The sequence below is a fragment of the Pseudomonas khavaziana genome (genome assembly GCF_019145205.1).
Classification (GTDB): Bacteria; Pseudomonadota; Gammaproteobacteria; order Pseudomonadales; family Pseudomonadaceae; genus Aquipseudomonas; species Aquipseudomonas khavaziana.
In genome coordinates this window covers 177,158-190,300 of the sequence record NZ_JAHSTT010000006.1, presented here as the reverse complement: position 1 = coordinate 190,300, position 13,143 = coordinate 177,158, and the positions used below count along the sequence as shown (strand labels likewise).

At 61.1% G+C, this 13,143-nt stretch carries 13 protein-coding genes; 10 read left to right on the top strand and 3 right to left on the bottom strand.

Translation table 11 applies throughout. The annotated features are described in order from the left end of the window. Position 1 precedes the first annotated feature (1 nt). The 6 genes from KVH01_RS16770 to cobA are packed head-to-tail and all read left to right on the top strand — an operon-like array spanning position 2 to position 3,947. Positions 2 to 460, top strand: coding sequence for an Lrp/AsnC family transcriptional regulator (locus KVH01_RS16770; protein ID WP_217882147.1), 459 nt, complete (start codon positions 2 to 4; stop codon positions 458 to 460). Beyond that, positions 457 to 972 carry a siroheme decarboxylase subunit beta gene (ahbB, locus tag KVH01_RS16765; RefSeq protein ID WP_217882146.1) on the top strand — a complete coding sequence of 172 codons (516 nt, stop codon included), beginning with the start codon at positions 457 to 459 and terminating at the stop codon, positions 970 to 972. Before KVH01_RS16770 ends, ahbB (KVH01_RS16765) begins: the two co-directional genes overlap by 4 nt. Beyond that, entirely contained in the window at positions 965 to 1,408 is a 444-nt protein-coding gene (locus KVH01_RS16760; protein WP_217882145.1) for an Lrp/AsnC family transcriptional regulator, read from the top strand. Before ahbB (KVH01_RS16765) ends, KVH01_RS16760 begins: the two co-directional genes overlap by 8 nt. After that, a complete protein-coding gene (gene ahbB / locus KVH01_RS16755) occupies positions 1,383 to 1,886 on the top strand; it encodes a siroheme decarboxylase subunit beta (protein ID WP_198720129.1) in 504 nt (167 codons plus the stop codon). The genes KVH01_RS16760 and ahbB (KVH01_RS16755) overlap by 26 nt, the downstream gene beginning before the upstream one ends. Positions 1,887 to 1,911: 25 nt before the next feature. Continuing rightward, entirely contained in the window at positions 1,912 to 3,090 is a 1,179-nt protein-coding gene (gene nirJ, locus KVH01_RS16750; RefSeq protein ID WP_217882144.1) for a heme d1 biosynthesis radical SAM protein NirJ, read from the top strand. A gap of 47 nt (positions 3,091 to 3,137) precedes the next feature. After that, positions 3,138 to 3,947, top strand: a complete 810-nt coding sequence (gene cobA / locus KVH01_RS16745) for a uroporphyrinogen-III C-methyltransferase (RefSeq protein WP_217882143.1) — start codon at positions 3,138 to 3,140, stop codon at positions 3,945 to 3,947. A 59-nt stretch (positions 3,948 to 4,006) separates the two neighbouring features. Here cobA and hemN read toward each other — a convergent pair whose 3' ends face one another. The 3 genes from hemN to KVH01_RS16730 form a co-directional block, all read right to left on the bottom strand. Continuing rightward, complete coding sequence (hemN, locus tag KVH01_RS16740; protein WP_057024128.1) at positions 4,007 to 5,395, bottom strand: oxygen-independent coproporphyrinogen III oxidase; 1,389 nt, start codon at positions 5,393 to 5,395, stop codon at positions 4,007 to 4,009. Beyond that, positions 5,379 to 6,764: an oxygen-independent coproporphyrinogen III oxidase gene (locus KVH01_RS16735; protein WP_217882142.1), complete on the bottom strand. Its 1,386-nt coding sequence runs from the start codon at positions 6,762 to 6,764 to the stop codon at positions 5,379 to 5,381. Before KVH01_RS16735 ends, hemN begins: the two co-directional genes overlap by 17 nt. Positions 6,765 to 6,883: 119 nt before the next feature. Continuing rightward, positions 6,884 to 7,327, bottom strand: a complete 444-nt coding sequence (locus tag KVH01_RS16730; protein WP_217882141.1) for a CopD family copper resistance protein — start codon at positions 7,325 to 7,327, stop codon at positions 6,884 to 6,886. A gap of 342 nt (positions 7,328 to 7,669) precedes the next feature. Here KVH01_RS16730 and KVH01_RS16725 point away from each other — a divergent pair, with 342 nt between their 5' ends. The 4 genes from KVH01_RS16725 to KVH01_RS16710 all read left to right on the top strand — a co-directional run bounded on the left by KVH01_RS16725 (position 7,670) and on the right by KVH01_RS16710 (position 13,142). Next, complete coding sequence (locus KVH01_RS16725) at positions 7,670 to 8,443, top strand: SDR family oxidoreductase (protein ID WP_217882140.1); 774 nt, start codon at positions 7,670 to 7,672, stop codon at positions 8,441 to 8,443. Positions 8,444 to 8,633: 190 nt separating this feature from the next. After that, complete coding sequence (locus KVH01_RS16720) at positions 8,634 to 9,542, top strand: LysR family transcriptional regulator (RefSeq protein WP_198720135.1); 909 nt, start codon at positions 8,634 to 8,636, stop codon at positions 9,540 to 9,542. Positions 9,543 to 9,915: 373 nt separating this feature from the next. Next, positions 9,916 to 10,740: a response regulator transcription factor gene (locus tag KVH01_RS16715; RefSeq protein ID WP_217882139.1), complete on the top strand. Its 825-nt coding sequence runs from the start codon at positions 9,916 to 9,918 to the stop codon at positions 10,738 to 10,740. Continuing rightward, the gene (locus KVH01_RS16710; RefSeq protein ID WP_217882138.1) at positions 10,740 to 13,142 is read left to right on the top strand and encodes a hybrid sensor histidine kinase/response regulator; all 2,403 of its coding nucleotides are present in this window, start codon (positions 10,740 to 10,742) and stop codon (positions 13,140 to 13,142) included. The genes KVH01_RS16715 and KVH01_RS16710 overlap by 1 nt, the downstream gene beginning before the upstream one ends. Position 13,143: the final 1 nt, after the last annotated feature.

Genomic DNA, 13,143 nt, shown 5'->3' with positions numbered 1-13,143 from the left:
AATGGACTTGGACCTGCTGAGTCGCCAGTTGATGGATCGCTTCCAGCACGAAATGCCGCTGTGCGCGGAACCGTATAAGACCATGGCCGCCGCCCTCGGTTGCGACGAGGCGCACGTGCTGACTTGCCTGCACGCCATGGATCAGGCCGGCACCCTCTCACGGGTCGGCGCGGTGTTCGACCACCGCCGTGCCGGAGCCAGCACCCTCGCCGCGTTCGCCGTGCCCGCCACACGCCTGCATCAGGTCGCTGAGCGCGTCAGCCAGTATCCCGAGGTCAATCACAACTATGCACGGGAGCATTTCTACAACCTGTGGTTTGTGGTGACCGGCCCTGATCGCCCACACATCCAACGCGTACTCAACGAACTTGAAAAAGACACCGGCCTCACGCCACTGGACCTGCCGATGTTGACCGCTTACCGCATCGACCTTGGTTTTTCCCTGGGAGAAACGCCATGAATACCGACTTGACCCCCAGACAAACGCTGGCGCTGCGTAGGCACCTTGAAGCTGGCCTGCCGCTGGTATCGCGCCCCTACCAATGCCTCGCCGAGCGAATAAACGCCAACGAAGACCAGGTGCTGGGGCAGATGCATCTGTGGCATGAGCAGGGCTTGTTCCGCCGAATCGGCCTGGTGCTCAACCACCGCGCCCTGGGCTTTACCGCCAACGCAATGTTGGTACTGGATGTTCCGGACGCGCTGATCGACGAGGTCGGCCAGCGCCTGGGGCGAGCGCAGGGCATCACTCTCTGCTATCAACGGCCGCGGCGTTTGCCGCAGTGGCGATACAACCTGTTCTGCATGGTTCATGGACGTCAACGTGAACAGGTCGAAACCCAGATTCAGCAATTGCTGGACGAACACCTGCTGAGCGACCTGTCCCATCAATTGCTGTTCAGCACCCACGCCTTCAAACAGTGCGGCGCACGCTTTGCAGCCTCGCCAATGGGAGCCCCATGCCATGGATGACCTCGACCGCCGATTGATCAACCGCTTGCAACGGGGTCTACCGCTGGTACGCCACCCTTGGCAGGCGCTGGCCGCCGAACTGGACAGCAGCAGCACGCAACTGCTCGAGCGTCTGCGCCAAATGCTCGCTGACGGAATACTCACGCGCTTCGGCCCACTGTTCGACATCGAGCGGCTGGGCGGCGCGTTCACCCTCGCGGCGTTGGCGGTGCCAGAAGAACGCTTCGAACAGGTAGCCGAACAACTGCACGCCCTGCCCGAAGTGGCGCACAACTATCGACGCGAACACGCCTGGAACATGTGGTTCGTGCTCGCCTGCTCGACAGAACAGGCGATCGCCCAAACCCTGCACCACATCGAAAACCTGACAGGCCTGCCACTGCTTAACCTGCCTAAAGAGGAGACCTATCATGTCGGTGTGTATTTCCCGGTCTGAGGACGCCCTGGCCCGGCATCTGATCGAGCTGACCCAGGCCGGCCTGCCCTTGGTGAACGACCCATGGGCCTGGCTCGCCGAACAGTTGCACCTGAGCGTCGAGGCAACTCTGGATTTGCTCAAGCGCCTGCAAGCCGAGGGCGCGATCCGGCGGATCGCGGCTGTCCCCAACCACTATCGCCTGGGCTATCGCCACAACGGCATGACCGTCTGGGACGTGCGCGACACCGACATGCCGCGCCTTGGCGCATTGATCGGCGCGCAGCCGTTCGTCAGCCACTGCTACCGACGCCCGCGCCAAACCGCCTGGCGCTACAACCTGTTCGCCATGGTCCATGGCCGCAGCAGCGACGAGATCAACCACTATCGCGAGTACCTGCGCCAATTGCTGGGTGACGCCTGTGTCGCCGACGAGATGCTGGTGAGCAGCCGCATCCTGAAGAAAACCGGTGTGCGGCTACCGCAAGCGCCACGCTGAACGCAGCTGAATCAAGGAGATTTACATGTTGAGGATCAGCCAATACCTGCGCGCCCTGAGCGGCCAGGCGCCCGCCCCAAGAACCAGCCCACCGGGCAGCAACCGGCCACCGGTGGTGATCTGGAACCTGCTGCGGCGTTGCAACCTGACGTGTAAACACTGTTACGCCACCTCGGCCGACAGTGTCTTTCGCGACGAACTGGATACGCCCGCCGCCCTGACTGTGATCGATGACCTGCACGATGCCGGCGTAAAAGTACTGATATTTTCCGGCGGTGAACCGCTGATGCGCGAGGATCTGTTTGTGCTCAGCGCCTATGCCCGCGCCAAGGGTTTCTTTGTGGCGCTGTCCACCAACGGCACGTTGATCGATGAGCAGAACATCGCGCGGATCAGCGCCGCGCAGTTTGACTATGTGGGCATCAGCATCGATGGCCTGGAAGCCACCCATGATGCCTTCCGGCAACTGAAAGGCAGCTTCGCTCGTTCCATGCACGCGATCCGGCTCTGTCGAGAACGAGGCATTCGCGTGGGCCTGCGTACGACGCTGACCCAGGAGAACCACACGCAGTTGCCCCAACTGCTGGCACTGATGCGCGAGTACGACGTACAGAAGTTTTACCTGTCGCACCTTAACTACAGCGGCCGCGGCAAACGCAGCCGCCAGCTCGATGCGCAGCGGCAGATGAGCCGCGACGCCATGACCTCGATCTTCGAACGCGCCTGGGAAGACATTCAACAAGGCCACGGCACCGATTTTGTCAGTGGCAACAACGATGCCGATGCCATTCTCTTGCTGCAATGGGCCGCGAGCCGCTTGCCTGCGCACTACCCGCACCTGGAAAACATGCTTCGCGCCTGGGGCGGCAATGCCTCGGGCAGCGGTATTGCCAATATCGACAATACCGGCGAAGTGCACCCGGACACCTATTGGTGGCAGCACTCGGTGGGCAATGTCCGGCACACGCCCTTTCGCACGCTCTGGCTGGATCAGCCCGATGCGCTGCTGTCGAGATTGCGTGAGCACCCCCGTGCTGTGGGCGGCCGTTGCGCGCAATGCCGCTGGTTGCCCATCTGCAACGGCAATACCCGCACACGCGCCTGGGCCGAGGGCGACCTCTGGGGCCAGGACCCCGGCTGTCATCTAAGCGATGAAGAGATCGGCGTGCAGCCGTCACCGCTGATCCCTTGCACCACAGACTGAAGCGTCCGTGCGGTAAACCCTCTGATATGACGCACCAAGGAAGCCTTATGCCTGCATCCATTGTTATACCGGCCGCACTTGAGTGCGCGTTCAGACCGGGGGAAGTCGCCCTGGTCGGTGCCGGCCCCGGCGACCCCCGACTGCTGACCCTGCGCGCCTGGAGCCTGCTGATGCAGGCCGACGCCGTGGTCTATGACCGCCTCATCAGCGACGAACTGCTGGCATTGATCCCACCGACCTGCGCGCGGCATTACGTCGGCAAGGCCAGCGGCTGCCACAGCTTGCCCCAGGAACAGATCAACCAACGGCTCGCCGAACTTGCCGACCAAGGCCAACGGGTGGTTCGGCTCAAGGGTGGCGACCCCTTCATATTCGGGCGCGGTGCCGAGGAACTTCAGTACTTGCTGCAACGCGGTATCGACTGCCAGGTGGTCCCGGGCATTACCGCCGCTTCCGGCTGCAGCGCCTATGCGGGGATCCCACTGACCCACCGGGACCTGGTCAACTCCTGCCGTTTCATCACCGGGCACCTGCAACACAATGGCGCGTTGTCGTTGCCCTGGAGCAGCCTGGCCGACTGCAGTCAAACCCTGGTCTTCTACATGGGGTTGGCGAATCTTGGGGTTATCGCGCAGCGCTTGATCGAGGCCGGAATGCCCGCCGACACACCGGCGGCACTGATAAGCAACGGCACACGGCCCGACCAGCATGTCGTGCGTGGCCCGCTGCACCAACTGCCGACCCTGGGGCTTAAGTGCCCGCCCGGAATTGCGACGCTGACGGTGATCGGCACCGTGGTCAATCTGTTCGCCGAACAACCACTGCAATACCCGGCGCGCTTTTCCCCATCCAGGTGAGAGGTGCAAGCCTACTGACTTGAAGGCGATCGGTTTTCTTTGCAGGTGTTTCCAACGCCTTAAACGGTGCGGGAAAACCGGCCCTTCTGTGCGTCACCCAGGTAGGCGTCAAACGCCATTGCGACGCTGCGCATCATCAAATGTCCTTGGGGCAACAGGCGCAATTGGCCGTGGTGAATCTTCAGGAGCCCGTCCCGCACATGCTCGTCCAGTTGCCCCAGCGCGTCGGCAAAATACTCGGTGAAGCAGATGCCGTGACCCACTTCGAATTTACCGAAGTCGACCCGGCCATGGCACATCAGCTCACTGATCACGTCACGGCGCAGCAGGTCATCGGCGCTCAAACGGTAACCCCGATGCACCGGCAGCAAGCCTTGATCAATACGGGCATAGTACTGCGAGAGCTCCTTGACACTCTGGCTGTAGCTGTCGCCGACCTTACCGATCGCTGACACCCCCAGGCCGATCAAATCGCAGTCGGCATGGGTGGAGTAGCCCTGGAAATTGCGCTGCAACGTGCCATTGGCCCGGGCCAGCGCCAGCTCATCGTCGGGCAAGGCGAAATGATCCATGCCGATATAGACATAACCGGCCTCGGTCAGGCGCCGGATGGTCAGTTCAAGCAACTCCAGCTTGCGTTCCGGTGGCGGCATGTCGGCTGGGCGAATCAGTCGTTGCGCGCGCACCAGCTCCGGCAAATGAGCGTAGCTGTAGGCGGCAATACGATCCGGACGCAACGCGATGATTTTGCCGAGGGTGACATCGAAACTCTTCACCGTTTGCAGCGGCAGGCCGTAAATCAGGTCGACGCTGACCGACTTGAATTGCGCCTCACGCGCCGCTGCGACCAGGGCATAAATCTGCGCTTCACTTTGCTGGCGATTGACTGCCGCCTGTACGTCGGGGTCAAAGTCCTGCACACCAAAACTCAGGCGATTGAAGCCCAGCTGGCGCAGCGACTGGATCTGTTCGGTGCTGATGGTGCGCGGATCGACCTCGATGGAAAACTCATGGTCATCGCTGTCGTCCATGTCGAATGCCTGGTGTAGACAGCCCATCAGGTCGGCCAGCTGCTCGCGGGTCAAATAGGTCGGCGTGCCCCCGCCCAGGTGCAGTTGCGTCAGCTTGCGCGTACGGTCGAACAAGGCAGCTTGCATCTCGATTTCGCGCTTGAGGTAGGTCAGGTATTCGACGGCACGGTGGGTTTTCTGCGTAATGATTTTGTTGCAGGCACAGTAGTAACAAAGGCTCTTGCAGAACGGAATGTGAATGTACACCGACAGGGGCTTGGGCACAGGCGCCAGGTTGCTATCGGTGACGGCACGATGATAGTCATCGACGGCGAACGCCTGATGAAATTGCGGTGCGGTTGGGTAGGAGGTATAGCGCGGCCCCGGTCGGTCATATTTTTCGACCAGGGCGCGATTGAAATCAAATGAAGGTGTCATGATCAATCCACTCGCTATAGGGTTCACGCCCCGCGCCGCCCGAGTCCTTTTCAAACAGGTTGCAGATGGCATCTACGTGCGGCCGACCGGCCGGAAGGATACTGATGAAACGCTCAGACAGCTCAATCAACCCGTCACCGGCCAATTGCTCCAGCACAGGCCAGGCGGCGTAAAAGTACTGGCGAAAGATCAGTCCGCAACGCGTCTCGATGGCCTGGATATCCAGCTCCAAATCACACGCCAGGCGCTCCATGACCATGAGCCTGATCTGGCTGCGTGGCTCGCACCGCCAGCCACGACTCGTCGGCAATTGGTCGATGTCCAGGCATTGCTGATACCGTTGCAATTGGTCGGTATTTTGCGCGTACAGTTCGTCAATCTGACTGATGGCGCCCAAACCGAACCCGATTTGATCGCAATACCCGTGGCGGGTAAAACCTTCACTGGTGCGACGTAACCGGCCGCGCTCCTGCGCTATCGCCAAATCATCGTCGGGCCGGACAAATTGCCCCAGGCCGATGTAGTGATACCCCCCGCCGAGCAACTGGTCAAAACAGCTTTGGCGCATCGCGCTTTTATCATCCAGGCTGCACAGCGCTCTGATGTTGTCCCCGGCCATCGCCCGATAGCGATGGGGTGGCCGTGAGTAGTCAAATACCAGCAGCCGGTCCGGCTCCAGTTCGATAAGAGTGGCCAATTTCAGTGCGAAGCTTTCCGGCGTCTGCCAGGCACGGCCATACCCCAGATCCACATTGATGGAACGATAACCAAAGGTACGCGCGGCATCGATAAGCGAATGGATGGGGGCCGGGTTCTGGTAGCAGTCCACCGACATATCACTGTCGGCACCGATGTCCGGAACGCCAATGCTGACATGGTTGAATCCAAGGTCGCGCAGCACGCCCATGGTCGACCAGTCGGTGTGGTGCAGGTCAACGTCAATACTGTACTCACCGCACTCATGCCCCAGAAGGTTGAATCGGCCACGAAGATGACTCATCAGCCTTCTGAGCTGGGCGATTGCGGGTATACCGCCACCCAGATGAAACTGCTCGACCCGCTGCCCCGTGCCCAGGTGACAACTGACGAGGTCAATCTCGTGCTGCAGACGTCGAAGGTAGTTTTCACCGCCCCTGTGCTCGCATGAAACATCGCCCGGGGAACACAAGGCAGGCCTAGGGTTGGACGGCAGTTGCACGTTCAGCGACAGCGGACGGCATTTCTGGCGGCTGGCACGTAAAGCGCGAAGCAAATCCAGGGAACCGATCCCTTCATGGAACTTTTCAGTGCCAACAGGGCAGTCGGGATCGAGCACGCCTTGATCGTACCGAACGTTCAGCTCGCCGCGGTTGTGAGATGGGTTGAGCATGACGGGTCTCCGAGACTGGCTGCGCACTACCAGTGTCAGGGCCTGTCGATCAATGCGTCTTGATTTGTATCAAGCGCAAGCCAATGCTGGTGGCGCAACAGACCGCCGGGCAAGCCTGGTCACCAGGTCAGGTAAAACATCCCTTTGGCCAGCAGCACGATGACGATCATGTGGCAGAACAGGCTGGCATGGATGAAATGCAGGTATCGAGCAGTCATCCGGTCGCGTCTGAACAGATACATGGCGGCCAGGAAGTGCAGCAACACGCTGACGGCGACTGCGATCTTCGACATCAATAGTGTGCCGAACGATGAGGCCAATGGTGTGGCAAGGGCCGGCAAATAGCGCAACCAGACCATCCCCGCCCCGGCCCCAAACAACACCAGCAAAACCCATGGAACCAGGGTGCGCGCGCGTCGACCGATACCCTGTTCGACCAACAGCATGACCTTGACCGGCAGCTGTTTACGAATACTTTCCAGGAACAGGACTTCGAAGAACACCGTGCCAATGAAAATCAGCGCGGCAAACAGATGCAACGTCAGAAACAGCGGATAGAGCATGGGATACTCGCTCTCATTTGAGCTGGACACGGCTGACCTACGGCGAGGCAACCGTCAAGCCCATCGTGCTTCGTCGGCGATCTTGGCCAACACCTTTGCGGTCATCCCGGGGGGATGCACAAGCAACACCACCACGCCAACATTCAGGTTCAAGCCTGCAGAGTGGGTTTCAGCACAGGATACAGAGCAGGGCCGACGCCTGCGGTTGACGTCAATCAAGTAATCCAGACAAGGCCCAGGATTAGACAGGTTTTATGGATAATCCATCCAGCCAAGCCTGATTTATCCAGCGCATGCAGGCGCCTATGCTGAAGCTCCTTACACTCGTGCAGGAGATTTCCCATGGCAGACCACTCCATCAAGGGCAAAGTAGTACTGATCGCCGGCGGAGCCAAGAACCTTGGCGGCCTGATCGCTCGCGACCTGGCCGCGCAAGGCGCCAAGGCCATCGCCATCCATTACAACAGCGCTTCCTCCAAGGCCGATGCCGATGCGACCGTCGCGGCCATACAGGGCAGTGGTGCGCAAGCCGTGGCGTTGCAGGCTGACCTGACCACAGCGGGTGCCGTCGAGAAGCTGTTTGCCGACGCCATCAGCGCCGTAGGCAAGCCGGACATCGCCATCAACACCGTCGGCAAGGTGCTTAAGAAACCCATGGCCGAGATCACAGAGGCCGAATACGACGAGATGACGGCAGTCAACTCCAAGACCGCCTTTTTCTTCCTCAAGGAAGCCGGCAAGCACCTGAACGACAATGGCAAGATCTGCACCGTGGTCACCTCGCTGCTGGGCGCGTTCACGCCTTTCTACGCGGCCTATGCGGGCACCAAGGCACCGGTTGAGCACTACACCCGCGCAGCATCCAAGGAGCTGGGTGCGCGCGGCATCTCGGTGACTGCGGTTGGCCCCGGCCCGATGGACACGCCGTTCTTCTACCCGGCCGAGGGCGCCGATGCCGTGGCGTACCACAAGACGGCTGCCGCGCTCTCGTCGTCCAGCAAGACTGGCCTGACCGCCATCGAGGATGTGGTGCCCTTCATTCGCCATCTGGTGAGCGACGGTTGGTGGGTCACCGGCCAGACAATTCTCATCAACGGTGGCTACACCACCAAGTAAGCATTTGGCGGTTCAATTGACGGGTTGAGCAAGAAGGCACCCGGATTGAAGCCCATCAACGGGCGCGGAAAATCGAGGCGGAGCAAATCTTTGTGGATCAAGGAGGGTTCGCGGGGTGATTATCCGCCAGTCCCACGGGTGCCGATTCCGCGTCCGGGGTTGGCACCGCTTCCAAGGTTGAAAGGCAGATATGGACACACTCGATCAGTACCGCGTCTTCGTGCGGGTAGCCGAAATGGGCAGTTTCATCAAAGCTGCCCATGCGCTGCAATTGCCTCGCGCCACCGTTTCCGCCGCGATCCAGCAACTGGAGGAAAAAATCGGCGCCCGCCTGCTGAACCGCACGACGCGCCAAGTTCACCTGACAGCTGACGGCACCCAACTGCTCGAGCGCTTGCGTCCATTGCTGGCGGACGCCGAGGACGTCGAGCAACTATTCCAGAGCAGTCAGCGGCAAGTGGCTGGGCTGCTCAGGATCGATGCGCCCAGCCGCATTGCGCGCCGTCTCATCGCGCCGGCATTGCCGGGCCTGCTGCGTCGCTATCCTCGGCTGCAGTTGGCGCTCGGCTCTACCGATCGCGCCATCGACCTGGTGCAGGAAGGCGTTGACTGCGCGATACGCGTTGGGCCCCTGCAGGACAGCAGCCTGGCAGTGCGACCGTTGGGGGCTATCGCCTTGATCAACTGCGCCAGCAAAGCCTACCTGCATGAACACGGCATGCCGCAGCAGCCGGAGGACCTGGCCCGCGGGCACTGGGCGGTTGGCTACGCTTCACCCACCACGGGGCGGGAGCTGCCCTGGGAGCACGTTCAGGCCGACGGGCAGGAGCGGACGCGCAACCTAGCCAGTCGGGTGGTCGTCAATAACGCCGAGAGCTACATCGCCTGCTGCCGCGCCGGGCTTGGCTTGATCCAGATCCCCCGCTTCGATGTGAAACACCTGCTGGACAGTGGAGAACTGGTCGAGGTCATGCCCGCGTTTCGTGCCGCAGCCATGCCGGTGTCCTTGCTGTATCCGCATCGGCGCCAGAGAACCCGCCGGCTCGGCGCATTCATCGAGTGGTTCGAGGACCTTATGGGGCCGCACCTCGAACCCTGATGCGCGTTCGCACCCCAGGTTTGGATACCCCCCAACGAACCAACCCCCACCTGCCGCTGCAGAGAACCACTGAAGCCGGGAGCTTAAGATTCAAACCCCAGCGTCTATGGTAGATACTTGCAACCGCACCCATCTCGAACGGGGCCGACCATTTATCGCCGAGTAAAAATTTGATAGCTTCAGTTCTCGCTTCATCTGCCGCTATTGCTATATCGATTTGTCGCCGTCCGTAACGTGCCTTATCTTGCAAACTGTCAAAGGCAATCCGGCAGGTAGACAACGCTTGAGTGAATACCTGCTGCGAGTCTCCGGGGGGGCTCGCTGGCAATGTCGCGGCAATGACCTGGCGAAACACCATAAGAGAACGTGGCCAATGGACAATGGACAATACGCAAGGCGGGCAGCGACGGCGGCGTCCGACTCATTGCCGCATATTCTGCTGATCGATGATGTTCCTGAAGACATCCGTGCCACACTCGTTCTGCTAAAGACCCAGCCTTGGCGCCTTTCGCTGGCCAGCGACGCCCATCAGGGCTATCAACGGGCACTCAGCCTGCGCCCGGATCTGATCGTGCTGGACGTTCACATGCCACAGATGGATGGCTTCAGCCTGTGCCGGCTTTTACGCGAGGCACCGGCCACCCGGCTTACCCCGATCCTGTTTCTGTCGTCGGCCAATACGCCACTGGAGCGCCTCGAGGGGCTGGCGGTCGGCGCGGTTGACTACATCCCCAAGTCCTACGCCCCCGAAGAAGTCCTGGCACGCATCAAGATTCACCTGCAGTTGACTTGGCGAGCGCCACCGGCCATTCAGGACGGCCCGGTCGATCCGCAACCACAAGGTGATGAAATCGTGCTGAGGGCGGCGATGCGATTGATTGAAAACCAGCTGGACGATATACCCTCCCTGCCCTGGCTGGCCCAAAAAGTCGGCACTCATGAAAAACGTCTCACCGCGATCTTCCGTGAGCACCTGGGGCTGACCGTGTTCGCCTATATACGCGATGCCCGGCTGCGTCGCGGCCAGGAACTGCTCGGCGAAAGCGCCATGAGCGTGCAGGACGTCGCCGAGCTGGTGGGCTTTCGCAACGCCTGCAACTTCGCCACCGCCTTGCGCCAGCGAATCGGCATGACACCCAGTCAGTTTCGCCGGCAAACCCTGGGCATTGAGGATGCAGAGCTGGCCGGACGCACCTGATGCGGGTTCTACAGCTCCTGCTGCTGACGCTGGCGTTGTTATCCGCAGGCCTGCTGCGCGCCGCCCCTGTGCAAAGTTGCCAGGCCGAGCAGTTGGACCTGATGCCCACGCTGCAAATTTTCGAGGATACCCAGGCCAGCCTGAGCCTGGACGAAGTGGCTGGATTGCCAGCAGCGCGTTTCAACACCCCGACCCCGGACTGGCCGCCCCAAGGCTATAGCCGATCCGCATTCTGGTTAAAAATGCAGCTCACCAATTCAAGCGATGCGGCCTGCTCGCGCCTGCTGGTGGTTGGGGCGCCGCGCCTGGAGGACATCCGCGTCTATCAGTCCACCGGCGGACGTTGGAGTGATGCGCATGCGGGAAGCGCTCATCCCCTGGCCGAATGGCCCCAGCCACCTGCGCGCCAGCCGGCGTTCCCGATCTCACTGGCGGCGCAGGAAAGCGTCACTGTGTTCGTCCGCGTGACGAGCAATTTCCAAATGCTGCTGGAACCGCAACTGTGGTCCGAACCGGCGCTGCTGCGCAGTCAGCAACAGACCTACCTGAGCGATGGACTCACCCTCGGCATTGTCCTGCTGGTGGTGCCGTTCGGCCTGATCGTCGGCTGGATCCTGCGCTCCCCGTTGCTGACCGTGAACGCAGGCGCGGTGCTGAGCTACATCCTGCTCACCTGCATCCTTAACGGCTACCTGGTCTATTGGCCCACCGCACTGGGCTGGACACGCGAGTTGCTGACCTGCGCCAGCGCGGTCTCGTTCGTTCTGTTTCTGGCCTACATGCGCGTGTTGTTGCAGGTGTCCCGCCTGCCCCGCATCATTGGCTGGAGCTATTGGGTGCCGCTGTCGGGCTGTATCCTCGGCCGACTCTGGTGGCTGAAAGTCGATGCAATCCAGGGCGCGCAGCTGGTCCAGGTATCGCTGATGAGCTTCTACGCGGTGCTGCTCGCAACGTTATTCATGGCCTGGTGCCGGCGCCTGAGCTACAGCTGGATGGCCTGGCTGGTGCCAGGACTCTTGCTGGGCCAATTGCTGATGCGGATTTTCTTCCCTCAGGAACAGCTGCCCTGGCAGTCTGCGCAAAGCAAATACAGCTTATCGTCTACGTTGGCAGGCGTGGCGCTGCTGGTGTGCACCCTGATCATGGAAGTGGTCCGCAGCCGCGACCGCGAAAAGCACGCGCTGTCCAGCCTCGAACAACAGCGCCAAGCCGAGCACGAGCGCCTGGAAAGCACCGTGGCACTGCGCACCGCGCAGTTGCGCGACTCCCTGGCGGCCCGCAGTGCGCTAATGGCGCGGATCAGCCACGATCTGCGCTCGCCGCTGGTACGCATTATCGACTACGCGCGCCTGTTGCACGCCGGGCCAAACCGCGATTACCCAGCCACGATCGAACGCAATGCCCGCCAGCAGCTGGAGCTGATCGATGAAATGCTCGAATTCTCCCGTGGCGAGCTGGAGCAAATGCAACTGGCCCTCGCGCCGGGGTATTTGTACGGTTTCCTCAAGGAGATCGTCGACGAGGCCGGCTTTCTCGCCGCGCGTCAGGGCAACAGCTTCGAAGCGGTGCTGGCCGATGACCTGCCGCCTCTGGTCGAGGCCGACTTCAAACGTCTTCGACAAATTCTCATGAACCTGCTGGCTAACGCGGCAAAATTCACCCACAACGGCCAGATCCGTTTCGAAGTGAGCGGTTACCCGGGGGCAAACGCCGATGACGTGGAATTGCGCTTCAGCGTGATCGACACCGGCATCGGCGTTGATCCGCAAGAGTTCGAACAACTGCTGCAACCCTTCCGCCGCGGCCGTAATGCGCAGCGCTACGACGGTAGCGGGCTGGGCTTGTCGATCGTCACCCAACTGCTGGAGCGCATGGACAGCCGGCTCGAACCCCGGGCCACCGAGCAAGGCGGCAGCCACTTCGGTTTTCGCCTGCGACTCAGACGCGCTGAGGAACATGACCTGGAACTCGGCCTCGTCGACAACAACGCCACGCCGCTCAATGGCCAGGGCAAGCACGTTCTGCTGGTCGATGACGTCGAGCAGAACAGCGAATGGCTGTATGACCTGCTGGCCGGCTACGGTTTTGACGTGAGCATGGCGGCGAACGGCGAAGACGCCTTGGCCTGCCTGGCCGGACAATCGGTCGACCTGCTGATCAGCGACCAGATGATGCCCGGCATGGATGGCTGGGAACTGTTGCGGCAAGTACGCGAGCGCTGGGGCCACTTGCCGGTGATGCTGTATTCCGCGGTCCCGCCACGCCGGCCGCAGGATTATCCAGACAATCTGGTATTCGATGCAGTACTGCTCAAGCCCGTCGACAGCCGAGAATTGCTGGCTTGGGTCAAGATGCTGGCCTGCACGGATACAGTGCGCCGCGCAATGGCTCGGGAGTTCTAGC